20 protein-coding genes and 1 riboswitch are annotated in these 22,525 nt (G+C 62.9%); of the genes, 13 read left to right on the plus strand and 7 right to left on the minus strand.

Annotated elements, in window-relative coordinates; translation table 11 throughout:
• Positions 1–171: 171 nt before the first annotated feature.
• Positions 172–1,254: a Fic family protein gene (locus tag ACJD00_RS15665; RefSeq protein ID WP_418907822.1), complete on the plus strand. Its 1,083-nt coding sequence runs from the start codon at positions 172–174 to the stop codon at positions 1,252–1,254.
• A 69-nt stretch (positions 1,255–1,323) separates the two neighbouring features.
• Here ACJD00_RS15665 and ACJD00_RS15670 read toward each other — a convergent pair whose 3' ends face one another.
• Both ACJD00_RS15670 and ACJD00_RS15675 read right to left on the minus strand, forming a co-directional pair.
• On the minus strand, positions 1,324–2,115 hold the full coding sequence (locus ACJD00_RS15670) for a carbonic anhydrase (RefSeq protein ID WP_418907823.1): 792 nt from the start codon (positions 2,113–2,115) through the stop codon (positions 1,324–1,326).
• A 122-nt stretch (positions 2,116–2,237) separates the two neighbouring features.
• Entirely contained in the window at positions 2,238–2,837 is a 600-nt protein-coding gene (locus ACJD00_RS15675) for a GNAT family N-acetyltransferase (RefSeq protein ID WP_418907824.1), read from the minus strand.
• A gap of 105 nt (positions 2,838–2,942) precedes the next feature.
• Here ACJD00_RS15675 and ACJD00_RS15680 point away from each other — a divergent pair, with 105 nt between their 5' ends.
• Genes ACJD00_RS15680 through ACJD00_RS15700 form a run of 5 tightly spaced genes read left to right on the plus strand, consistent with a single transcriptional unit; the run spans position 2,943 to position 8,558 of the window.
• Positions 2,943–3,590, plus strand: coding sequence for a TetR/AcrR family transcriptional regulator (locus tag ACJD00_RS15680; protein ID WP_418907825.1), 648 nt, complete (start codon positions 2,943–2,945; stop codon positions 3,588–3,590).
• Between the two features lie 3 nt (positions 3,591–3,593).
• Positions 3,594–5,201 carry a carboxyl transferase domain-containing protein gene (locus ACJD00_RS15685; protein WP_418907826.1) on the plus strand — a complete coding sequence of 536 codons (1,608 nt, stop codon included), beginning with the start codon at positions 3,594–3,596 and terminating at the stop codon, positions 5,199–5,201.
• Positions 5,202–5,206: 5 nt separating this feature from the next.
• The gene (locus ACJD00_RS15690) at positions 5,207–7,237 is read left to right on the plus strand and encodes an acetyl/propionyl/methylcrotonyl-CoA carboxylase subunit alpha (RefSeq protein ID WP_418907827.1); all 2,031 of its coding nucleotides are present in this window, start codon (positions 5,207–5,209) and stop codon (positions 7,235–7,237) included.
• The gene (locus ACJD00_RS15695) at positions 7,234–7,737 is read left to right on the plus strand and encodes a MaoC family dehydratase (protein ID WP_418907828.1); all 504 of its coding nucleotides are present in this window, start codon (positions 7,234–7,236) and stop codon (positions 7,735–7,737) included. The genes ACJD00_RS15690 and ACJD00_RS15695 overlap by 4 nt, the downstream gene beginning before the upstream one ends.
• Complete coding sequence (locus ACJD00_RS15700) at positions 7,734–8,558, plus strand: HpcH/HpaI aldolase/citrate lyase family protein (protein ID WP_418907829.1); 825 nt, start codon at positions 7,734–7,736, stop codon at positions 8,556–8,558. Before ACJD00_RS15695 ends, ACJD00_RS15700 begins: the two co-directional genes overlap by 4 nt.
• Before the next feature lie 12 nt (positions 8,559–8,570).
• On the opposite strand, the gene ACJD00_RS15705 is transcribed toward ACJD00_RS15700, so the two are convergent.
• Positions 8,571–9,680, minus strand: coding sequence for a hypothetical protein (locus ACJD00_RS15705; RefSeq protein WP_418907830.1), 1,110 nt, complete (start codon positions 9,678–9,680; stop codon positions 8,571–8,573).
• 119 nt (positions 9,681–9,799) lie between these two features.
• Positions 9,800–9,909, plus strand: a riboswitch (TPP riboswitch).
• On the opposite strand from ACJD00_RS15705, the gene thiC reads away from it, so the two are divergent.
• The 3 genes from thiC to ACJD00_RS15720 all read left to right on the plus strand — a co-directional run bounded on the left by thiC (position 9,906) and on the right by ACJD00_RS15720 (position 14,362).
• Positions 9,906–11,648 carry a phosphomethylpyrimidine synthase ThiC gene (gene thiC / locus ACJD00_RS15710; RefSeq protein ID WP_418907831.1) on the plus strand — a complete coding sequence of 581 codons (1,743 nt, stop codon included), beginning with the start codon at positions 9,906–9,908 and terminating at the stop codon, positions 11,646–11,648. Its footprint overlaps the riboswitch before it by 4 nt.
• 297 nt (positions 11,649–11,945) lie before the next feature.
• Positions 11,946–12,458, plus strand: a complete 513-nt coding sequence (locus ACJD00_RS15715; protein ID WP_418907832.1) for a DUF4822 domain-containing protein — start codon at positions 11,946–11,948, stop codon at positions 12,456–12,458.
• An 884-nt stretch (positions 12,459–13,342) separates the two neighbouring features.
• Positions 13,343–14,362, plus strand: coding sequence for a hypothetical protein (locus ACJD00_RS15720; RefSeq protein ID WP_418907833.1), 1,020 nt, complete (start codon positions 13,343–13,345; stop codon positions 14,360–14,362).
• Between the two features lie 1,134 nt (positions 14,363–15,496).
• Here the strand turns inward: ACJD00_RS15720 and ACJD00_RS15725 are convergent.
• A complete protein-coding gene (locus tag ACJD00_RS15725; RefSeq protein WP_418907834.1) occupies positions 15,497–15,961 on the minus strand; it encodes a GNAT family N-acetyltransferase in 465 nt (154 codons plus the stop codon).
• Positions 15,962–16,142: 181 nt separating this feature from the next.
• Between ACJD00_RS15725 and ACJD00_RS15730 the strand changes: the two genes are divergently transcribed.
• From ACJD00_RS15730 to ACJD00_RS15740, 3 genes are all read left to right on the plus strand, one after another.
• Positions 16,143–17,543: an MFS transporter gene (locus ACJD00_RS15730; protein ID WP_418907835.1), complete on the plus strand. Its 1,401-nt coding sequence runs from the start codon at positions 16,143–16,145 to the stop codon at positions 17,541–17,543.
• Positions 17,536–17,961, plus strand: a complete 426-nt coding sequence (locus ACJD00_RS15735) for a DUF1801 domain-containing protein (RefSeq protein ID WP_418907836.1) — start codon at positions 17,536–17,538, stop codon at positions 17,959–17,961. Before ACJD00_RS15730 ends, ACJD00_RS15735 begins: the two co-directional genes overlap by 8 nt.
• 188 nt (positions 17,962–18,149) lie before the next feature.
• Entirely contained in the window at positions 18,150–18,755 is a 606-nt protein-coding gene (locus ACJD00_RS15740) for an HdeD family acid-resistance protein (RefSeq protein ID WP_418907837.1), read from the plus strand.
• A 129-nt stretch (positions 18,756–18,884) separates the two neighbouring features.
• On the opposite strand, the gene ACJD00_RS15745 is transcribed toward ACJD00_RS15740, so the two are convergent.
• Positions 18,885–19,517, minus strand: a complete 633-nt coding sequence (locus ACJD00_RS15745) for a hypothetical protein (RefSeq protein ID WP_418907838.1) — start codon at positions 19,515–19,517, stop codon at positions 18,885–18,887.
• Between the two features lie 152 nt (positions 19,518–19,669).
• Here ACJD00_RS15745 and ACJD00_RS15750 point away from each other — a divergent pair, with 152 nt between their 5' ends.
• On the plus strand, positions 19,670–20,392 hold the full coding sequence (locus ACJD00_RS15750; protein ID WP_418907839.1) for an ankyrin repeat domain-containing protein: 723 nt from the start codon (positions 19,670–19,672) through the stop codon (positions 20,390–20,392).
• On the opposite strand, the gene ACJD00_RS15755 is transcribed toward ACJD00_RS15750, so the two are convergent.
• Positions 20,360–21,766 (minus strand): ABC transporter ATP-binding protein, encoded by a 1,407-nt coding sequence (locus ACJD00_RS15755; protein ID WP_418907840.1) that lies wholly within the window; start codon positions 21,764–21,766, stop codon positions 20,360–20,362. The genes ACJD00_RS15750 and ACJD00_RS15755 overlap by 33 nt on opposite strands.
• Positions 21,763–22,518 (minus strand): energy-coupling factor transporter transmembrane component T family protein, encoded by a 756-nt coding sequence (locus ACJD00_RS15760; protein WP_418907841.1) that lies wholly within the window; start codon positions 22,516–22,518, stop codon positions 21,763–21,765. Before ACJD00_RS15760 ends, ACJD00_RS15755 begins: the two co-directional genes overlap by 4 nt.
• Positions 22,519–22,525: the final 7 nt, after the last annotated feature.

Below are 22,525 nucleotides of genomic sequence, written 5' to 3' on the forward strand. Positions count from 1 at the left end.
TTGCGGGGTGTCGGGTGCTCCCGGCCTTGGTCGTCTCGGGCGAGAAAGTGCACTTCAGTGCGCTTACGGCATTCCGCAAAACGTGTAAAGCTGGTTGACACGTTCCCAAAACGTGTAAAAAAATCGGCGAAATCTTTACACGTTTCGCGTGAACGCGCGTAGTCTGCTCCTATGTGGTTCCCCGACGTTCCCTTCAACGAACTCCCACCCCCACCCCGCGATGAGCTAGAAACCAAGACTGTCCTTAAAGCGACGACTGCAGCGCGCGCAGCCCTCGCCGCGCTTGACCAAGCCATCCATCGAATCCCCAATCCGGCCGTTCTCCTCAGCGCCGTTTCACTACTCGAGGCTCAGGCAAGTTCGGAAGTCGAGAACATCGTCACGACTACCGATGATTTGTTCCGTTTCGCATCATCCGTCGAAGAACACGCCTCGCCTGAAACCAAGGAAACCCTTCGATACCGCGAAGCGCTCTTCAAAGGGTTGCATAGCATCAAGAGCCGACCGCTCAGCACCACAACAGCCATTGCCGTGTGTTCAACAATCAACAACCACCAAACCGGAATTCGTAGACTACCTGGTACCTACATCGGCAAACCCTCGACTGGAATCGCGCGCTACACTCCTCCCGAGGGACATGAAGTAATAGCAAATAAACTTGCGGCATGGGAGCAATATCTGCACCATGACGACGACTTGGATCCGCTAGTAGTCATGTGTGCAGCTCATTATCAGTTCGAAGCCATTCACCCATTCCCAGATGGGAACGGCCGCACAGGCAGAATACTAAATGTCCTGCTTTTAATTGAGCGCGACCTACTTCGGCAGCCCATTCTCTATCTCTCCAAATACATCATCCAGCACAAGGACGAATACTATGACCGGCTATTGGCGGTTACGCGCGATAACGCGTGGGAGGAATGGATTACTTACATGCTCCGAGCAGTCGAAATGACCGCAAGAAGCACCCTAGGGCTTATAGATCACATTCAAGACCTTCAGTCGTCTATGCGCGAGGAGCTTCGCGCGACGCTAGGAAACACGGACGCCGATCTGCTGGATCTCCTTTTTGAACGCCCCTACTGCCGCGTTGCCGATGTTATCGAGCGATGCAGCGTTTCCAGACCGACAGCAACCAAGTGGCTCCGTGCCCTGACTGACGAAAACCACCTGGTCAGCCAGAGAGTCGGACGTGAGAACCTTTATATAAACCATAGGTTCCTTGCTTCACTCTCAAAGCATCACGACGTGTAAAGCCCGTTAACACATTCGCGAAACGTGTAAAAAAATCGGCAAATTCTTTACACGTTTCGCGCTCGCGAGCTAGCCGGTTACATCCCATTCGACCTCGCCGGTATTCAGGTCGTAGACCGCGGCGACCACCTTGGTGCGGCCGGCCTGAACCGCCTGACGAATGATGGCCGAGCGTTCGACGAGCTTTTCGGCCACCGCGGCGGCGTTGGCGCGCACCACCTTATCGATATGAGCCGCCTCGTCTCCCTCGGGCTTGACCTCGCGGGCCACGGGTGCAATTTCGTCGATGAAGTCCGCGATCTCTCCTGGAGCTTGCGGATCCTTCGGGTTCTCGGCCAGCGCCTTGACGGTCCCGGTGACCGCGCCGCAGGCGGTATGACCCAGGATCACAATCACCGGCACCTCATAGGGGCTGCCCACCGCGAACTCCATGCTGCCCACGAGCGTGTCATCGAGCACCTCACCGGCGGTTCGCGTGACGAACAGATCGCCGACCCCCTGATCGAACAGCAGCTCGGGTGAGACCCGAGAATCGACGCAACCGTGAATCAACGCCCACGGTTGCTGGTGCTCGGCGACCGCGGCTCGCGCCTCGGCATTTTGCCGGGGGTGTTGGGCGGTGCCCTGCACATAGCGCGCATTGCCCTCGCGCAACCGGGCCAGCGCTTCGTCCGTGGTGCGCGGTGCCTCGTCCGCCTCGGTGGCCGAAGCCCGTTGCCGCTCTGCCTGTGGCGCCGAGCAGGCGGCGAGTCCGGCCAGCGCCAGCAGGCCGCCGACTCCGGCGAGCATCCGGCGTCGACTCAGGTCAGATCCGTTGCGCGGTGCTGGGCTGTTAGTGAGGTCGTGCGCGTGGCTGGGCATGCTAACTCCTTGGAGGTTTCGACGTGAGCGACGAAAGTAGCTACGCCACCCAAACCCATCATCGAATTAAAATACCTCCATGTGAAAACCGAATCTCACTCTCCGAGAGATTCAGGCAAAGATTACGCACCGCCGCGTTGCTCACGCCATTCCTCGGCGAGAATGCCGTACATCATCCCATCCATCCACTGACCGCTGCGGTGCAGCCCAGACGCGCGACTATATTCCTCACGGCGCATCCCGAGGCGTTCCATAAGTCGCCAGGAGGGCTCATTCGCCGCGAAGCACCCCGCGACGACGCGGCGCAGACCTAGCGGGCCAAAGCAGAGGTCGATCACCGCACGCACGGCCTCGGTCGCATAGCCACGGCCGGAATAGTTGGGGTCCAGGGTCCAGCCGAGTTCGGCCTGACTGCTTTTAGCCGGTTCCAACAGCTCGGTCTGGGACCAGCCATCCTCGATGCGCACCATGACATCGCCAATGACCTTCGGAGCCGCCGAGCCCTCGGTCAGCTCGATCATCAGGGTGCGCGCCAAGCGTTGCGGGTCGGTGAACATTTCGAGGAACGCATCATAGGTCGTGGGCCCCGAGGTGATCCATTGGGTCACCTCGGGCAATTGGCGAAAGGTCCATACCGCCGGCGCATCCGCCGCAGTGGCCATGCGCAGTTGAAGTCTGTCGGTGCATAACGGCTGCGTCATGCTCGTCGATAACAGGGTCATGAGATAAGCATAAAGAGAAATCAATCGAGTGATTGACATCACAGCCAAAGTTGGATGTACTGAGCCTGTCAATCGATTGATCGAGTCCACGAAGGGGTGGCACCTATGGATCTAGGGCGAGTGCAACGCGCGGCCGTGGGTTGCTTCGCGCGCAAAGGGTTTGCTGCCACCGGCATCCGAGAACTGGGTGCGGCCGTCGGACTGAACTCCGCGACGCTGTACCACTACGTCGGCAGCAAACAGGAGCTTCTGGTGGAGATCATGCGCCGCTGCCTGGAGACCATGATCGAGCAGGGGCGTGCCGCCTGCGCCGCCGCCACGACCCCCACCGGTCAGCTGGCCGGGCTGGTCGCCTCCCATGTCGGTTTCACCGCCACCAACCCGCTGTCCTGCCGCGTGGCCGAACACGAGCTGCGCGCCCTGGAGCCCCCGGTGCGCGCCGAAATGCAGGCGCTTCGCGATCACTATGAGCAGCTCTTCACCGATGTGCTGCAGCGCGGTGCGCAGCAGGGCGACTTTCACGCCACCGACCTCGGCCTGGCCCGGCTGGCCATTATGGAAATGTCCACCGGCGTCGCCCACTGGTACCGGCCCGACGGGCGCAAGTCCCTCACCGAGGTCCAGCACGCTTTCGTGGCCATGTCCTACGCCCTACTTGGCGTGGACGCCGACCCACACAGCATCCTTCCCGCACCACCACCCCCGGTGCGACTTGCCAGCGAACCCACCGACGAGCTCAGCGACCAAGGATAAGTTATGCCCCTCTTGCCCAGCGCCTACACCCCCGGCGACCCGGCCCAACAGGAAAGCCGGCAGGCCTACGAGACACTCATCGCACAGCTACGTGAACGCATGGCCCGCGTCAGCGCCGGCGGCCCACCGGCCTCCCGCGAGCGCCATGTGGCCCGCGGCAAACTACTGCCGCGCGACCGCGTGCAACGACTCCTCGACGAAGACTCCCCCTTCCTGGAGTTAGCGCCGCTCGCGGCCGAAGACATGTATGAGGGGGCCAGCCCGGCCGCCGGCGTGATCGCGGGCATCGGCCTGGTGCACGGCCGCCGCGTCATGGTGGTTGCCAACGACGCCACCGCCAAGGGCGGCACCTACTTCCCGATGACCGTGAAAAAGCACCTCCGGGCGCAACAGGTCGCCGCCGAACACCGGCTGCCGTGCATCTACCTGGTGGACTCCGGTGGCGCCTACCTGCCGCTGCAGGATGAGGTGTTCCCCGACCGGGAGCATTTCGGGCGCATCTTCTACAACCAGGCCACGCTCTCCGCCGCCAAGATCCCGCAGATCGCCGCCGTGCTCGGCTCCTGCACCGCCGGCGGCGCCTACGTACCGGCGATGAGCGACGAGACGATCATCGTGCGTGAGCAGGGCACCATCTTCCTGGGCGGCCCGCCCCTGGTCAAGGCCGCCATCGGCGAGGTGGTCAGCGCCGAGGAACTCGGCGGAGGCGACCTGCACGCCCGCACCTCGGGGGTGGTGGATCACCTGGCCGAGGATGACGAGCACGCGCTGGAACTGGTGCGCGACGTCGTATCCACGCTGCCGCAGGATCATCCCCCGGTGTGGGAGGTGGCCGAGGTCAGCGAACCACGGTACGACCCGGCCGAGTTGACCTCCATCGTGCCGGTCGACGTCAACGCCCCCTACGAGGTTCGCGAGGTCATCGCCCGGATCGTCGATGACAGCGACTTTTCCGAATTCAAACCCGAGTACGGCACTACCCTGGTCACCGGCTTCGCGCGCATCCACGGCCACCGGGTGGGGATCATCGCCAATAACGGGGTGCTGTTCTCCGAGTCGGCGCTCAAGGGAGCGCACTTCATCGAGCTCTGCGATCAGCGCGGCATCCCGCTGGTGTTCCTGCAGAATCTGGCCGGGTTCATGGTGGGCCGCGATTACGAGGCCGGGGGCATTGCCAAACACGGAGCGAAAATGGTCACCGCGGTGGCCACCGCCCGCGTCCCGAAGCTCACCGTGGTCATCGGCGGTTCCTTCGGCGCCGGCAACTATTCGATGTGCGGGCGCGCCTACTCACCCCGCTTTTTGTGGATGTGGCCGGCCGCGCGCATCTCGGTAATGGGCGGCGCCCAGGCCGCCGGCGTATTGGCCAGCATTCGACGCGATGCGCTCGAGGCCGAGGGCCGCTCCTTCGACGAGGCGGCCGAGCAGGAACTCACCGCCCCGGTGCGCGCGCAGTACGAACATCAGGGCAATCCGTACTACTCCACCGCGCGGCTCTGGGATGACGGGATCATTGAACCGGCCGACACCCGGCGGGTGCTTGGCATGGCCCTGGACCTTTGCTCGCGCCAACCCCTGCCGGAAACCAACTTCGGCCTGTTCAGGATGTGAAACCCATGCAGAATCCACCTTTCGACACGGTACTTGTGGCCAACCGCGGCGAAATCGCGGTCCGCGTCATCCGCACCCTGAAGTCCCTGGGCATCCGCGCGGTGGCGGTGTATTCCGACCCGGATGCCACCGCCCTGCATGTGCGCGAGGCCGACGAGGCGATCCGGCTCGGCCCCGGACCGGCAACACAGAGCTACCTGAATATTGAGGCGGTACTCGACGCCTGCAAAACCAGCGGCGCCCAGGCCGTCCACCCCGGCTACGGGTTCCTCTCCGAAAACGAGCGGTTCGCCGCCGCGCTCGAGGCGGCCGGCATCAGCTTCATTGGCCCCAGCGTGTATTCCATGCACCTGATGGGCGACAAGATCAGCGCGAAAAACCACGTGGCCGCCCACTCGGTCCCCACCACCGAGGGCGTGGCCAAACCGGGGTTGGACGACGCGGCGCTGATCAGCGCGGCGGAGCGCATCGGCGCACCGCTACTGATCAAGCCCTCGGCCGGTGGCGGCGGTAAGGGCATGGTGGCGGTGCACGACCTGGCCGACCTGCCCGAGGCACTGGCCAGCGCCCGACGCACCGCACGCAGCGCCTTCGGCGACGAAACCCTGCTTCTCGAGCGGCTGGTCACCCGGCCGCGACACATCGAGGTGCAGGTACTGGCCGATCAGCACGGGAATATCGTGCATCTGGGCGAACGCGAATGCTCGCTGCAACGCCGCCACCAGAAGGTCATCGAGGAGGCCCCGGCTCCACTGCTCGAGGGACTACCGAATGGGGCCGCGATCCGCGAACGCCTCGGGGCCGCGGCGGTGGCCGCGGCCCGCTCGGTGGAATACACCGGGGCGGGCACCGTCGAATTTCTGGTCAGCGACGATCGGCCCGAAGACTTCTACTTCATGGAGATGAACACCCGCTTGCAGGTGGAGCATCCGGTCACCGAGGCGGCCATCGAGGTGGCCGGAGCCCCGATCGACCTGGTGGCCTGGCAGGTGCGCATCGCTGCCGGCGAGCGCCTGGACTTCACTCAGGACCAGGTGGCCTTTGTCGGCCACGCCGTCGAGGCGCGGGTCTACGCCGAGGATCCACAGGCCGGTTTTCTGCCCTCCGCCGGGCGGATTCTGGCGCTGAACGAACCGACCGGGCCGGGAATCCGCGTGGATTCCTCCTTGTGCGAGGGCGGGATCGTGGGCACCGACTACGACCCCATGCTGGCCAAGGTGATTGCCGCGGCGGACACTCGCGCCCAGGCCCTGGCACGACTGGACCGGGCGCTGGGTGAAATGCTGATCCTCGGGGTGCGCAGCAACCTGTACTACCTGCGCGCACTGCTGGCCAACGATGAGGTGCAGGCCGGGCGGCTGGATACCGGGCTGATCGAGCGCACCCTGGAATCCTTGCAGCCCGGAGCACCGGAGGCGGCGGAGGTCGTACTGGTCGCGGCCTGGGTCCACGCCCAGCGCAACATCGGCGACGGCCTCTTCCAGGCGGCCGACGGCTGGCGGCTGGGCGCGCAGGCGCTACCTGCCACGGTTCATCTGGCGTTGGACGAACAAAACTACCGGGTGCAGTTGAGCCCGGACGGGCACGCGGTGCTCCACCCCGAGGGCGCCGAACCCAGCGAGCACCACGTTGACGGCCCCGCACAGCGTTTGACGGTCGACGGCCGCACCCGGCCGGTGCACATCGTGCGCGAGGGCTCGCAACTATGGGTCCGCGCCGGAAGCCACACCCGCAATTGGCGGGTGCTCAGCCGGTCCGAGCGGCTGGCCGAACGACTGGCCGGTCTCAACCGCGAGGGCACCAGCAACGGGCAACTGACCGCCCCGATGCCGGGCACCGTGGTGGCGGTGGGCGCCGCCGAGGGGCATCAGGTCTCCCCCGGCGACCTGGTGGCCACCATCGAGGCAATGAAAATGGAGCACCAGCTCACCGCCCCGATCGCCGGGGTGCTGCGCCGAAGCCCGCTTGCGGTCGGCGACCTCGTCACCGCCGGTCAACTCATCGCAACCGTCGAACCAGTGGAAGAGCAGTCATGAGCCAGAGAATCGAACAGCGCGGACGCTACCTCGACGAGCTGGAAAGCGGCACCGTTTACGTGCACCGCCCGGGACGTACCCTCACCGAGGCCGATAACGTCCTGTTCACCACGCTGACCATGAACACGCAGGGGCTGCATTTGGATGAGGCCTTCGCCAGCGCCCAACCCTTTGGGCGGCGACTGGTCAATTCCATGCTCACCCTCAGTACGATGGTCGGCCAGTCGGTGGCACAACTGACCGAGGGGACCATTGTGGCGCAACTGGGGCTCAGCGACATTTCCTTCCCGCACCCGATGTTCCACGGAGACACCCTCTACACCGAGACCGAAATCCTCTCCGTCCGGCCCTCCTCGTCGCGGCCCGGGCAGGGCATTGCCACGATGCGCCATACCGGCTATAACCAAGAGGGAACCATCGTGGCAACCGCCAGCCGCAGCTGCCTGATGTGGACCCGCGCCGCCCACGAAGCGGCCAAAGCTCAGGAGCGTAGCCGATGACACATGCAAAATACTCCACGGGGCCGGCCCTCTTATTCTGCCCGGCCAACCGTCCCGAGCGCTTCGCCAAGGCGGCCGAACGCGCCGATACGGTGATCCTCGATCTGGAGGACGCGGTCGGTGAACAGGAAAAGGACGCCGCCCGGCAGGCGCTGATCGATCACCCGCTGAATCCCGAACGCACCATCGTGCGCATCAACCCGGTGATCAGCGGACATTTCCCCGCCGACCTGCGGGCCCTGACGCAGACCGAGTACCGCACCCTGATGCTGGCCAAAACCGAGGACGGTGCGGTGCCCGCCGCGCTGCCGGACTATCGGGTCATCGCCCTATGCGAGACCGCGCGCGGGATCGCCAATATCGCGGCCATCGCCGCCACCAACAACGTGGTGGGTCTGATGTGGGGCGCCGAGGACCTGATCGCCTCGCTCGGCGGCACCAGCTCCCGCGGCACCGACGGCAGCTACCGTCAGATCGCCCGCTATGCCCGCGCCCAGGTGCTGATACATGCCGCCGCGCACGGCAAGGCCGCGATCGATTCGGTGTACCTGGACATTCCCGACACCTCCGGCTTGCTTGCCGAGGCGCAGGATGCCCGCGCCAGCGGCTTCACCGCCAAGGCCTGCATCCACCCAAGCCAGGTTCCGGTCATTCGGCGGGCCTACTACCCCGATGCGCAGGAGGCCGCCGCGGCCTCGCGCATCCTGCGCGCCGCCACCGAGAATTCCGGGGTGTTCAGCTTCGAGGGGCAGATGATCGACGAACCGGTGCTGCGGCAGGCCCGCGCCACGCTGGCCGCCTGGGAGGCCGGGGAACAGTAGGCTCGACCCCGCCTATTCGGCGGCCTCGATGAGGCTTTCGGCCTCGCTGACCCCGGCGGAAATGACCGGCAGCAACCGTTCATCGACCTCGTAGGAATCGCCTGCGGCGCTCAACAGCCCAAAACCGGCCAGTGAGGCCAACGCGGCCTGCGCCTCGGGCAATACCACGTCGAATAGCTTCGGGCCCACGCTGCGTCGCAGCGGCTCAAACTCCGCATCCTTGCCGGTCACCGCGGTGACCAGCAGGTTCCGCAAGATCAAGTAGTGCGCCTCGTCGCGCTCGCTGAGGTCCTGATGCGGCAACAGGTGGCTTTGCACGCAGCCCACCGCCATCTCGAAGAGCACCTGGGCGCTGTCGCCGGCCTCCCCCTCGGTCAGGCTGGCGAAGGCCGCCTCATCGCGCACGACGAGTTCTTCGCCGGGTTCCACCACGGACATCACCGCGGCGTTCCAGACATGGGCGAAAACCTCCGGAGCCGGCGCATCACCGCTGGTAGTGGCCGGATCAACACCCACCGAACGCATGATCCGTTCCCGGGCCGGGCTGTCGTCGCGGGTGAATTCATCGAGGTGCACACCCTCACCGAGCGCCAGCGCGAGGTCCTTGACCTTCGTGTACAGGTCGGTGCCGCGCAGCAACTGCACCAGCTCCGCGTCATCCTCGGCGAACCCGGTCAGCGCGGATTCGAGGATCTCCTGCAGCGCTTCGAGCTCTTCCTGCGGACCCTCCCACAGACCGCGGGCGGCGAGATACTGCAGGTAGTCGATCCACGCCCCGAAAATTGGCTCGACCTCCACCCCTTCGGGCAGCGACACCAAGAATTCGGCGAATACCTCGCCGAACAGTTCCGGGTCGATGGCGCGCAGATGAGCGTTGCCGGCCGCCTGAGCGTATTCGCCGCCCACGGACTTCACGACATCTAGCTGCATCTCGGCCACCTGCTGCGCCTGCGACTCGTCGAAGCCCGGCGCTTGTTCGCGCACCCACAGGGCATAGTCATCACGTAGCGCGTCGAGCGCGATTCCTGCCTGCAACCGGTGCACGCTACGCCCCCGCGGAGCCGACTTGGCGGGGTTTCCCGCTCCGGCGTTCTTCTTACCCTGGCGTTTCTTGCCGGCCATGAGCCATCCTTGCTGATCGAGCGGAACTACGTCCCGTTAAGCCTACGTGCTCGCGCTGGCCACCGCGCGCCCGGACCGACACCAACTTGCCAGGCACCGCCCCGAACGTGTTAGCGTAATCGCGACCACACGGGTGTCCGTAAGCACGGGCTGAGATCGAACTGTAGCTGTTCGAGACCGTCGAACCTGTCCGGGTAATGCCGGCGAAGGAAGTGAGCTCATTCCATGAATGAATTTCAGCAGCACCCTGCCCATTCTCTGTCCTATCTCGAGGAGGGTGACCTGCGCGTTCCGGTCACCGAAATCGAGTTGGCCGATTCCCCCGATGGGCGAAGCAATCCCCCGTTGCAGGTGTACCGCACCTGTGGCCCCGGTAGCGACCCGGTACAGGGACTGCCACCCTTCCGCGAACAGTGGATCCGGGGACGCGGCGACGTTGAGGACTATGCCGGGCGCGGGCGCAACTTGCTCGACGACGGCAAGTCCGCGCTACGCCGCGGCACCGCCAGCGAGGAGTGGGCCGGGCGGCGCCCCACCCCGTTGCGTGCCACCGGTGAGCAGCGCGTCACCCAGATGCACTATGCGCGCCGCGGGCTGATCACCGAGGAGATGCGCTATGTGGCCCTGCGCGAGGGCTGCGATGTGGAGAAGGTACGTAGCGAGTTGGCCGCCGGCCGGGCCATCATTCCGGCCAATATCAACCACCCGGAAGCGGAGCCGATGATCATCGGCCGCGCCTTCCTGGTCAAGATCAACGCCAATATCGGTAACTCGGCGGTGACCAGCTCCATCGCCGAAGAAGTTTCGAAGCTGCAGTGGGCCACCGCGTGGGGGGCCGACACCGTAATGGATCTGTCCACCGGTGATGATATCCACACCACGCGCGAGTGGATCCTGCGCAATTCCCCGGTGCCCATCGGCACCGTGCCGATCTATCAGGCGCTGGAGAAGGTCAACGGCGAGGCTAACGCGCTGACCTGGGAGATTTTCCGCGACACCGTCATTGAGCAATGCGAGCAGGGCGTGGACTACATGACCATTCACGCCGGGGTGCTCTTGCGCTACATCCCGCTCACGGCCGATCGTGTCACCGGGATCGTCTCGCGCGGCGGGTCGATTATGGCCGGCTGGTGCCTGGCCCACCACAAGGAGAATTTCCTCTACGAGCACTTCGACGAGCTGTGCGAGATCTTCGCCAAGTACGACGTGGCCTTCTCCCTCGGCGACGGGCTACGCCCCGGCTCCATCGCGGACGCCAACGACGCAGCACAATTCGCCGAACTCGATACGCTGGCCGAACTGACCAAACGCGCCTGGAAGTACGACGTGCAGGTCATGGTCGAGGGACCCGGTCACATCCCGCTGCACCTGGTCCGCGAGAATGTGGAACGCCAGCAGGAACTGTGTGATGGTGCCCCGTTCTACACGCTGGGCCCGCTGGTCACCGATATCGCTCCAGGTTATGACCACATCACCAGCGCCATTGGCGCCACCGAGATAGCCCGCTACGGCACCGCCATGCTCTGCTATGTCACCCCCAAGGAGCACCTGGGGTTGCCGAACCGCGACGACGTGAAGACGGGTGTGATCACCTACAAGATCGCCGCCCACGCCGCAGATCTGGCCAAGGGCCACCCCATGGCCCAGGCACGCGACGACGCGCTGAGCAAGGCTCGCTTCGAGTTCCGCTGGAACGATCAGTTCTCGCTCTCGCTCGATCCGGTCACCGCCCAGGAATTCCACGATGAAACCCTGCCCGCCGAACCGGCGAAAACCGCGCACTTCTGCTCCATGTGCGGGCCGAAGTTCTGCTCGATGCGCATCAGCCAGGACATCCGCAATGAGTACGGTACGGCCGCCGAACAGCAGGCGCTGGTCGGAATGGCAGAAAAATCGGCTGAATTCCTCGCGTCCGGCGGAAAGGTTTATGTCAGCGCCGAAATTCCGGTGGGTGAGCCAAGTAGCTAGACAGGATTATCGGCTAGTTTCCTCCAATCCCAAAGGATTAGCACAGACTCGAGCCCTATAGTCATAAGTACCTCATGAAGGTGCGAGTGATGATCGACTGATGGCCCCGGTAGTTACCGGGGCCATCAGTCGTTAAGCCATCGCTCCCCGCCGGGTCAAAGATCCCCCAATTGGCTATTTCTTCGTGGTCAACTGCCCGATGCCACGCACTGCGCCTCGCGGCGACGATAGATACTAAGCGGCCCGCCGAGCACGGTGAGCGGCCGCCAACTATTGCCGATCGACGAAGGATCTCCGATGAACTTCCGCTCCAAGCCAGTCAAGACCGCCACCGCCCTGGGTTCTGCCCTGTTGGCCGCGGGCCTACTTGTCTCCTGCGCCTCGGGCGTCTCCGAGCAGCCAACCACTTCCGCCGAGGCCTCCGCGACGCAAAGCCCCTCTCAGCTGCTGGCCGCTACCGCATGGGAAACGACCGGCGCCGTGGATCAGGACGGCCAAGAGGTGGACTTGAGCGACGAACGCGCCGCGAATTTCGTTGGCTACGCCTACTTCAACCAGGACGGCAGCTTCCAGATGTATACCTTGGATGACGAGCCCAAGATGCAAGGTGAGTGGAGCATCTCGGAGGACGGAGCAACCCGCCATATTGTGGCCAAGGACGAGGACGGCAAGGTTCTCTTCGAGCGCGTCTCGCACATCACCACCCTGACCGGTGAGGAGTTCACCTACCGGGTCCCCGCCGAGGACGACCCGGAGCAGTTCGTGGACATCGTCCACACCCCCACCGACCACCTCGAACCCACTAAGTAAGAGGAGCTATCGGCAAGCTCCAGTGCGGGGCTAAGTTCACGCACAGATGAGAGCCTTAGAGTAATAAGTACCTCATGAAGGTGCGAGTGATGATCGAGAAAGCCGCCGGTTCCCACCGGCGGCTTTGTCGTTAAGGCAATTCGGGCCGTGGTTACGTACCCGTGAGGCCATCGCCTGGTGCTACAACCGCGGAGGAGTCTGGAAACGGAAGATCCAGCCCCTACTTCTTGATGCTCGGGGCTGTTAGGTGCGCTAGCCCGGCTCGTCACACCTCCGGAGGACTGCCGGGTCTAATTTCGAACGCCTCTGCCTTCGACACTCACCACTGTGGCATCTTGTTCCTTCTGGTATCCACCTACGTCAACATCCCTCGCAAAGCCCATGTACTTACCATGCCCCATAGTGCCCACCGGACACTGCGACCTGCGCCGCGGACATACCTAAAGGCTCTCCTGCCCCACGAACTACAAAGCCAAAGGCAGCGCCATAGGCACGGTTCCGCGAGCGCGTTCACCTTCGTTCAGGCTGATGGTCGTGGATGGTGCGTTCCTTTGGCCTGCGGCGGGGTGCTGTTCCAGAAGAATCCTGGTGGTCGCATCTTTTGCTCCGTGGATGACCTAGCAGGTCTGAACTTCACTGAATCCATCTCTGACTTCTTGGGAAGGCCAACGCTTGTCACCTGAGTCCAAATAGCCCCATTTCCGGCTCGGGATCGAATAAGTTGGCTAGCACTCCGGATGTGGCAAGCAGGAACATACCCACAACGACCACTGCGACAATTATCAAGGAAATGAAGAAAAACTTCTTGTCTTGTGCTTTCATAGGTTAAGTAATACCACCTGACCAATACCCTCCGCCTACCCAGGTCTACCCAGGAAGATAAGATGACACGGAAAACCCGTAGTAAACTTCTTGCGATTTCGCTAGTTGCTTCCCTCCTCTACGCGCCAACAGGTGCTTTTGCGCAGCCACAAGAGGCTTCGCCCAACGGCACCACTGAGGCGCTGGAAAACCTTGCTGCTCTATCAGGCGAAAGCTCGACCGACATTCTGGGGACCTCAACAGATACTCCAGTTTCTGAGAGCGCAGATGCTTTTGATCTTTCGATCGCAGAGACTGAGATCTCCATTCCTCGAGAAGCAGACAAGCCAGTGAAAATTGGTGAGGGGCCAGAGACCGTTGAGATCCTTCGACCAGCCGATAACCAGTCGGAGGCAACGGCTATCGCACCTGGTGTGGTTGCGAACGAAGGGGAAGAATTCACAACTGTCACATCTGTCAAAAATAGTGGTGACGTCCAGATCGCGACGATCATCAACGATGCAGAATCGACCGAACGGTTTGAATACCAAATGCTCCTGCCAGCAGGCGCCACGATGCGTGAGACGAACGGGGGCGTGCTTATCGAATCTGAGAATGGGGACTTAATTGGTGGGTTTACTCCCCCGTGGGCCAAGGACGCTAACGGCTTAGAAATACCCACCCGCTATGAGGTCGACGGAAACACTCTAATTCAAGTCGTCGACCACCGTTCTGCTAAAAATCTCGAGTATCCCGTCGTTGCCGATCCGGCCTACTCAAGAGGAATTATCAAAGAAGTCAAATGGGAACGCTGGAACAACGGGGGCTGGGAGATTCGGTTCACGGTTACTTCCGTCGCACGTTGGTACCAACCATTCAACCCAAGCTACGTTTACAAAATGGGTCTAGATGATCTTCGTGAACACCATCCCCGCTCCATGGCAAAAGCTACGATGGCGCAACAGTGGGAATGCCACGTCGTTGGCCTTCCAGGAACCATAAATATCGATCTAGAAAGTAAGCGTAAAAGCTGGCCTGGGTGGCGTAAAGGTATAGCTGCCTCAGTGATCAAGGGAAACCCCGCCAAAGCCTGCAATTGGTGATTTCGCTGAGCGATCTCGGATACCACTAAGCAACCTTTGAGAAGCGGCACTCAATCCTGACAGTTTTCAGATAGCCGATACACCGTAGCATGTGACGACGCCCGGCTCCTTGTGACAGGGAGCCGGGCTTCCACTGTTGATGGACCTAGACGAGGTCAAACTTCTCTCGTAGTACCTGCCGGGAATATCCCTTGTACACGGGAAGCTTTCCACCGACGCCCCGCACGAGAATACACACAGAAGTGTCGGCATCCTCCGCGGATAGATACGAACGACAGGCGAGCGCGAGCACCTGTGTGGTGGTGGTGGTAGGTGATATGCCCCACCGACGGAGTACTCCTGCAGAGAAACTAGACGTTAGTAAACCCCTGTGAGATGGGTGGCATGCCGCCGTGAGAGTGGCCGGTATGCTGGAATGATTCCCTAGGAGAACTTACGCCCGGTAGTGCTCGGACACTGCCATATTTGGTTGGCCTAGAGGGTGGGATGCCGGTTCCTGGATTACGTTGCCGTGCCCCATCGTCCTGCTCTCTTGTTGACATCTACGACTGCAGTCCGAGCAGCGTGCCGTTGAATGGATCAGGCGATGCCTCATATCAATGACCGAACCGGCTTCGACACGATTGCTGACCTCTTCAGAGTCCCGACTCGTCTTTTGCACGAATTGTGAGACAACGGCAGACTTCAACTGGAAAATATTTCGGATCAGCAAAAATCGTTCGACGGGCTTTTGGCGCTAACGCTTCTCTCCCCGCCACGCACTGTCATATCCCAGGTTTTGTAGAGAGTAAACGGGTATAAAAATTAGACCGCCAACGCCAGAGCCTTGGCATCAGCCGCATAGTCTGCCTCAACCTCGGCCGATGTCCGGTAATCAAGCATGCTGTGCACCCGATCCGTGTTGAACCAGTGCACCCCTGCGCCGTAGCCCGCTCCACGCCCTGATGACCCTCAACAAAACCCGGGACTTGACTGGTCTTGCCGTTTTTCACGAGCTTATTTCCGCCAGCTCCACAGCGTGGGGAGTTCGCAACCGTTGCCACGGTACATGCTTTCTAAGCCTGTAGTTGTGGTGTTACTCCTAGTTGTTGTGGCTTTAGGGAGGTTCTATACGCACATTCGTAAATAAAATCGCTAGTTCAGCGGCAGCCGGTAGTAGGCGCTGTGCGGGTCGCTGCGATAGGAGCCGAAGGCCGGAGCCGGTGTGAATCCCACCGACTCGTAGAGGGCCCGCGCAGCTCGGAAGTGGTCATGAGTTCCCGTTTCCAGCAGCAGCGTGCGTATCCCGCGTTCAGTGGCAACCTCGACGAGGTATTGCAGCATCTTGCGCGCATGACCGCGCCCACGGTGGGAGGCCATTGTGCGCATGCTCTTCACCTCGGCCATGTAGTCGGCGAAGAAGTGTAATGCGCCCATGGTGACCGGCTTCGACCCCAGATAGCCGGCATACAGCTGCACCGTGCGGTCCGTGAGGCGATCGGCATCGAAGGCGTGCCGGCTTTCCGATGGTGCGGTAGCCTCCAGGTCGCGCAGGTGCTCATCAATGAATTCGGCCATCCCGGGCGCATCGACGCCCACCGCCCTGATCTGTAGCTTCATAAACGGCAGTCTGCCAGAGTCATGTTTCAAGCAGTTTGAGCCGCGGTCACAAGCGCGTTTCCGATGCTCGCTTTTTCGGCGGCAATCCGGCCCGTGCCGTCTCCCACCGCTGACATTGTCGGTCTTAGCTCGTATCCTAAAGCTACGTGCACCCCTTCAACGGAAGTCAGGACGTTGCGCGATGGACAATGATTTCGATGCCGAACTCACCGATGCTTCCACGGCACCGGCATCAGCGGCGCCCACAACCGGACACCGCACATTCCTTCACGTTCTGGTCAACACCGCCATTGCGAATATCACCACGAGCTACCTGTGGTTCGCGCTGACCTTCTGGGTGTACCTCGAGACGAAGAATGTCATGGCTACCGGCTTTATCGGCGGCGCGTTCATGCTCCTGATTTCGGTCTGTGCCATGATCTTCGGCACCGCCGTGGATCGACACCGCAAGAAGGCTGTCCTGGTCTTTTCGGCGGTGTTCACCGCGGCGATGTTCTCCCTAGCCGGCCTGCTGTATCTGTGGCTGCCCACCGCGTCCATCTTGGATATTGGCGGGTGGCAATTCTGGCTTTTCAGTGGAGTGATCCTCATCGGCGCCATCGTGGAGCAGATGCGCAATATCGCCCTGTCCACCACCGTGACCCTGCTGGTGCCGGTAGAACGACATGCCAACGCAAACGGTCTCGTCGGCACCGTGCAGGGGGCCGCGCTGATTGTCACCAGCGTGTTTAGTGGCCTGTCCATCGGCCTGCTCGGCATGGGATGGACCCTGAGTTTGGCGATCATTCTGGTGCTGGTGACCTTGACGCATCTGCTGACGATTCGCATCCCAGAAAAGCAGCCCGAGCCGGAACCCGGGGTCAGCCGCAGCATGGATTTCCGGACCGGATTCGCGGCCATCACCGCCATCACGGGATTGCTCGCGCTCATCCTGTTCTCGATGTTCAATAATTTCATCGGCGGGGTCTACATGGCGCTGATGGATCCCTACGGTCTGGAGATCATGTCCGTCGAGGCCTGGGGCATCGCCTTCGGTGTTGCCTCCACCGGCTTCATCATTGGTGGGCTCCTCGTTGCCAGATTTGGGCTCGGCAGCAACCCGATCCGCACCCTGTTGATCGCGGTGATGGCCATGGGTGCCTTGGGCGCCTTATTCACCATCCGGGAATCGGTGTGGCTTTTTGTGCTGGGAACCTGGCTCTACATGATGTTGATTCCCGCCGCGGAAGCCGCCGAACAGACCGTCATTCAGCGCGTCGTGCCCTACGCCCGGCAGGGGCGCGTCTTCGGCTTCGCCCAAATGCTTGAGGCGGCCGCGGCACCCATTACCGCGTTTCTGATTGCGCCGTTCGCACAGTATTTGATCATTCCGTACATGCGTACCGAGCAGGGACTCGATACCTTCAACTGGTTGTTAGGTGGCGGTGGTACGCGCGGCATCGCCCTGATTTTCTGCGTTGCCGGCGTGATCATGGTGATTGTCGCCCTGCTGGCCCTAGCCAGCCGACCCTACCGTGAACTCTCGGCGAGCTTCGGCTCGGCAAAGGTCAACGAACGAACCGGACAGGAAACCGATGGCTAATCAAAAAACCTTGCCCACCACGGCCAGCGTGGCCGACTTCCTCGCCGCGGTCACACCGAACAAGCGACGGATGGACGGTGAAGAGCTGGTGGAGATCTTCCGTCAAACAACCGGCGTTGAACCGGTCATGTGGGGGCCGAGCATGATCGGTTTCGGACAGTACAGCTACAGCTACGACTCCAAACGCAGTGGGATCTGGCCCAAGGTCGCGTTCTCCCCACGCCGGGACCGGATAAGCCTCTATGGGTTGAAGGACAACACGCAGCAGGTGGAGCTGCTTCCGCGTTTGGGTAGCTTCACCGAGGGTGTTGGTTGCGTCTACGTGAAAAAGCTTGAAGATATCGACCACACGGTTTTACGCGAACTCATAATTCTGGGCTTCAGCCGCCCGGATCGGCTACCCGAGTCCACAGATTAGTACTGATCTCGCGTCGGACGGGCATTCGTGCTCGGGGTGGTTCCGAAGCTCGGCTTGCCTTCGCAAGACTGTGTCAAAGGTCGCGCCGAGGGCCATTGTGACCAGAGTATAGTTTGCCTTGTTAGTACCCATTATCGTGTTGGCGCGTCGCGTTTTCGCGGCGGCTACCCGCCACGGAAGGACTAGGCATGCACCTGCTCACCCCGCAGATTGATGCGTCACTATCGCGCACTCTGGCCAAACACATGTTTACGGCGATGCTAGTGCGTGGCATTCTGGCCATCGTTTTAGGTTTGCTGATCTTGTTCTTTCCGAAGACCTCGTCGGTGACCATTTCCCTCTTCGTGGTCCTTACCCTGTCTTTTTGGCTCTTTCTTGACGGCGTCGCATCGCTGCGAGCCGGTTGGATCGAGCGCAAGGCCGGGGTGAAAGGTTGGGGGTGGACGATCGCCGGCGGTATCGCGGCGATCCTCGCCGGCCTTGGCGCACTGGCCTTCCCGCTGTCCGTGGCCTCCTTCGGCGGCCTGATGATTATGTGGTTCATGGCGTTGGGGCTGATGATCCGCGGCATGCTGGAAATCGGCTCACGCCTCGGTGGGGCCTGGGCCAAGGTATTCGGCGTGCTGAACCTGCTGGCCGGTCTCGCCCTGTCCATCGTCATTGTGACCAATCCGGTCTCGGCGCTGTTGGCCCTGTTGTGGATTATTGGCTTCTACGGCGTGGTGTTTGGCGTTGCCGCGCTCGTGGGCGCCTTTGCCTTCCGCCGCGCGACCAAGCCGCTCACCGCCGCCTAACGTATCGGCAGGCAGTCGCAAGCCGAGGCACAGTGCGGACATAGGGGCGCGACTTAAGCTGGTATTACCTCTTTGAAGGTGCGAGTGATGATCCGCGAAATGCCCCGCTTCGGCGGGGCATTTCCTGGTTTAGCCGGCTAGGGAGCCTTGCAGGCGCAGTTGAGCCGGAGTACGCAATACCGGGGCCCGGCGTTGCGCGGCGGCGACGGCTGCGGCGGCCGCCGCTGGGGTCAGTCCGTCGCTGACCATCAGGCGAATGGATTCCTTGGCCAAGTCGGTGGCCGCCTCGGCGGCCAGGCGCACATCGATATGTTCCTCGTCGAGTCCGAGGGCGCGGGCCATGGTGGGCGTTAATGCCTCGGTGGTTTCCTGCTGCATATCGAGCCAGACCCTGCGGTAGGCTGCGGCACCGACCAAGAGGTCGGCCAGGCCTTGATCTACAACGGCCGATTCGCCGTGGTAGGCCTCGGCGAAAGATTGAGCGACGAGGTCAATGAGGGCCGGGGTGGACTGGCTGCCGGGCCGGGCCGCTTCGCGGACACGCCGGGAGAGCCCTTCGATGAACTTGACCAGACCCTGCACGAGTAGCGGACGCAGGCAGTCGGCCTTGGTAGGAAAGTTGCGAAAGAAGGTCCGTTCGGACATTCCAGAGGCTTCGACCAACGCCTTGGTGTTGGCGTCGGGGCCTTCGCTGATGAGTACTTCGGCGCAGCGGCGAGAACTATCGAAGAGCTGCTGCGCACTGAGGGGTGTTCTTGCCATCCTTTAAGCCTAACCTTAATGCCGGTTACTGCCATTATGAGCTCACTCACCGCCGCGTGGCAGGCCTAGCCGAATGGCCGATGCGCCCCGCCTGCGCCATTGGGCATAGTCGAAGAGACGATGATTCTGCACAGACACTTCGGAGCTAGCCCATGAACGCCCGCCGCCTATTCCCCCTGCCCTTCCTGCTGCTGACCCTTGCACTGGCCGGTTGCACCACGGGAAGTCCTAGCCCCGCGCACTCCTCCGATGCCACGGAAGCAACGGCCACGGCCAGTAGCTCCGCAATATCGGCCACGGCCGAACTGCGTCAGGCCGTGACCGACTCAGATGTGGCCGCCGCGCGGCAAGCGATCGCCCGCGGTGCCGATCTAGAGGTGCGCATGCACAACGGGATGACCCCGGTCATCGTCGCGACCAAGGCCGACGACACACCCATGGCGCTGGCGCTGATCGAGGCCGGAGCGGATGTCAACGCCATCGACGACATGCAGGACTCCGCCTTTCTCTACGCTGGCGCCGAGGGGTTGGATGAGATCCTCGCCGCGACCCTAGCCGCGGGGGCCGATGTAGAAAGCGTGAACCGGTACGGCGGCACCGCGCTGATTCCCGCCAGCGAACACGGCCACGTCTCCACCGTCAAAATGCTCATTGCCGCGGGCGTGCCCCTGGATCATGTCAACAACTTGGGGTGGACGGCCCTGCACGAGGCGATTGTGCTCGGCGACGGCGGAGCCGATCAGCTCGAAACCATTCGGCTGCTCTTGGACGCCGGCGCCGATCCGCAGCTGGCCGATGGCAACGGGGTGTTGCCGGTGGAACTCGCCCGGCGTCACGGATACTCAGAGATCGCCGAACTGCTGGCGCGTTCCTGAGCGGCCGGGTGCCGCCGCCAGGCGCACCACCCGGTGCGCGGTGCGCCGCATGAACGACTCGTCGTGGCTTGAGAACAGCACGGCGCCCCCGGCGGCCAGTCGATGCTCGATCACCCGGTGGAGTCGTTCCAGCCCGTGCTCGTCGAGGGCCTCGGTGGGTTCGTCGAGCAGCAGCACACGCGGCTCGCGCACCAGCACCGTCGCGAGCGCCAGCAAGCGGCGCGCCGATACCGGGAGCTCATAGGGGTGCGTTTCGGCCAGCTCGCTCAAGCCCAGTTCATCCAGGACGCGCTCGACCCGCAGGCGGTGCAGGCTACCGCGCGGCAGACCAAAGCTGACCTCGCGGCGCACCGTGCGCTCAAAGAGTTGCTCGGCCGGGTTTTGCAGCAGCAGCCCAATGTCTTCACATGATTCGACGGTTCCGCCGCGCGGTGGCAGGAGCCCGGCGGCGGTTTTCAGCACGGTGCTCTTGCCACTGCCGTTGGCACCGGCCAGGCCGAGACACTCACCGGCCGACAGCCGCAGGCTAAAGTCCTCGAGTACCGCGGCGGGCTGTTGTGGGTATCCCGCGCTGACGTGATCGAATGCTAGGAGCGTCGCCGGATCCTCGATCGCTGGACGCTCGGTGAGAGCAGGCGGCGCCGGGGTGGGCCAAGCTGTCACGGGCACCAAGGTCCCATCCTGCAGCCGGTAGCTGGCATCCGCCTGACCGGTGAGGGCATCGGGCAGCCGGCTGAGCACCACCACAGCCCGGCCCTGAGCGCGGAGCTCGAGGATCACCTGGCGCACGCGCTCGGCGGCAAGGGCATCCAATCCGGCCAGTGGTTCGTCGAGGACGAGCACCTGGGGGTCGCCGATGCTCAATGCGGCGAGCGCCACGAGCCGTTGTTGTCCGCCGGAGAGCCGTTCCGGGGCACGCTCCAGCAGCGGTTCGATCCCGAATTGCCGGGCGGCCGATTGCACCCGGGTTCGCATCTGCGCACGTGGCACGCCGATATTTTCCAGCCCGAAGGCCAATTCCTCGGCCACGGTCTCGCGGATGCCGGAGAGGTACTGCCCGACCTCCTGCGGCAGTAGTGCAACATGGCGGGCCCAAACGGCCAGGTCGATGCGTGGGCCCTGCCCGTCGCGGTGATCGATCTGCTGTCCGTCGAGCCGTAGCTGACCGTGGAGCAGGTCGAGTCCGGGGCGCGGCAGCATGCCGGCCAGGACCGCTCCGAGGGTGGATTTTCCGGAGCCCGAGGCACCGACGATCACGTTGAGCGTTCCCGGCACCAACTGCAGGTGGCTGCCGTGCAGTATCGGGTGCTGGGACCCGTCAAAGTGGAAGGAATCGATCCGGGCTTCGAGCACCGGCTGCCGTGCCCCGCTCATCCGCTGAACCGGTCCAGGGTCAGGATCAGGGCCGGACCGGCGACGGCACAGATCAGTGCCACACGGCGCAGCACGCGTTGCGTGGTGGAATCGGGGACCTCACGCAGCCGGGTATGCGCCCCGGCGGCGGGGAATCCGCGCGCCGCCAGGTGCGGGGCACGGTCGGCGGCATCCTGTAGCGACCCAAGCACCAGCGGCACGCTGCGCAGCCGGATGCGTTGAAACCAACCGACCGGACCGCGGCCAACATGCCCCAGACGCAAGGCCTGCGCCTGCCCGATGGTGTGCTGTTTCGCGCTCAACTGCGGCAGCAGCGACAACGTGGCCGCCACCAGATAGCCCAGCTGCGGCGGTGCCTTCGACAGGTCGATGGCCGCGATGAGCCGGTGCCGGTCGATCACTAACGCGCAGAGCAGCCCGACGACCACAAGCACCGCGGTGCGCAGCGCCAGCTGGGTAGCGAGCCACAGTCCCGCGCCGGTCAGTTCGAAGGGCCCGAGCTCGGCGAGCACCGGCGATGGGCCGGGGGTGAACAGGGCGTGGACCATCAGTTGGGAGCCGAAGGTCGGCGCTATGATCAGCGCGGACAGCGCGCAGAGCTTACCCAAACACCGGTGTGTGGCCGCCAGAACCAGGCAGCAGAGGATTACCGCCAGGCTCAGCGGCCAGTACCCGGCCGCGGTGGTGATGGTCAGTACCGCGGTGGCTAGGGCCAACACGGTGAAGGGGTGTAGCTGCTCGGCTTGTGGCATGGAGTCC

This window comes from Glutamicibacter endophyticus (assembly GCF_048457885.1).
Classification (GTDB): Bacteria; Actinomycetota; Actinomycetes; order Actinomycetales; family Micrococcaceae; genus Glutamicibacter; species Glutamicibacter endophyticus.

Coding starts and splice junctions, on each gene's coding strand:
- ACJD00_RS15690 (WP_418907827.1), top strand. CDS start 5,207: ATGCAGAATCCACCTTTCGACACGGTACTTGTGGCCAACCGCGGCGAA.
- ACJD00_RS15735 (WP_418907836.1), top strand. CDS start 17,536: ATGGCTAATCAAAAAACCTTGCCCACCACGGCCAGCGTGGCCGACTTC.
- ACJD00_RS15715 (WP_418907832.1), top strand. CDS start 11,946: ATGAACTTCCGCTCCAAGCCAGTCAAGACCGCCACCGCCCTGGGTTCT.
- ACJD00_RS15675 (WP_418907824.1), bottom strand. CDS start 2,837: ATGACCCTGTTATCGACGAGCATGACGCAGCCGTTATGCACCGACAGA.
- ACJD00_RS15705 (WP_418907830.1), bottom strand. CDS start 9,680: ATGGCCGGCAAGAAACGCCAGGGTAAGAAGAACGCCGGAGCGGGAAAC.
- ACJD00_RS15695 (WP_418907828.1), top strand. CDS start 7,234: ATGAGCCAGAGAATCGAACAGCGCGGACGCTACCTCGACGAGCTGGAA.
- ACJD00_RS15685 (WP_418907826.1), top strand. CDS start 3,594: ATGCCCCTCTTGCCCAGCGCCTACACCCCCGGCGACCCGGCCCAACAG.
- ACJD00_RS15680 (WP_418907825.1), top strand. CDS start 2,943: ATGGATCTAGGGCGAGTGCAACGCGCGGCCGTGGGTTGCTTCGCGCGC.
- ACJD00_RS15745 (WP_418907838.1), bottom strand. CDS start 19,517: ATGGCAAGAACACCCCTCAGTGCGCAGCAGCTCTTCGATAGTTCTCGC.
- ACJD00_RS15700 (WP_418907829.1), top strand. CDS start 7,734: ATGACACATGCAAAATACTCCACGGGGCCGGCCCTCTTATTCTGCCCG.
- ACJD00_RS15730 (WP_418907835.1), top strand. CDS start 16,143: ATGGACAATGATTTCGATGCCGAACTCACCGATGCTTCCACGGCACCG.
- ACJD00_RS15725 (WP_418907834.1), bottom strand. CDS start 15,961: ATGAAGCTACAGATCAGGGCGGTGGGCGTCGATGCGCCCGGGATGGCC.
- ACJD00_RS15665 (WP_418907822.1), top strand. CDS start 172: ATGTGGTTCCCCGACGTTCCCTTCAACGAACTCCCACCCCCACCCCGC.
- ACJD00_RS15755 (WP_418907840.1), bottom strand. CDS start 21,766: ATGAGCGGGGCACGGCAGCCGGTGCTCGAAGCCCGGATCGATTCCTTC.
- ACJD00_RS15750 (WP_418907839.1), top strand. CDS start 19,670: ATGAACGCCCGCCGCCTATTCCCCCTGCCCTTCCTGCTGCTGACCCTT.
- ACJD00_RS15720 (WP_418907833.1), top strand. CDS start 13,343: ATGACACGGAAAACCCGTAGTAAACTTCTTGCGATTTCGCTAGTTGCT.
- thiC (WP_418907831.1), top strand. CDS start 9,906: ATGAATGAATTTCAGCAGCACCCTGCCCATTCTCTGTCCTATCTCGAG.
- ACJD00_RS15760 (WP_418907841.1), bottom strand. CDS start 22,518: ATGCCACAAGCCGAGCAGCTACACCCCTTCACCGTGTTGGCCCTAGCC.
- ACJD00_RS15740 (WP_418907837.1), top strand. CDS start 18,150: ATGCACCTGCTCACCCCGCAGATTGATGCGTCACTATCGCGCACTCTG.
- ACJD00_RS15670 (WP_418907823.1), bottom strand. CDS start 2,115: ATGCCCAGCCACGCGCACGACCTCACTAACAGCCCAGCACCGCGCAAC.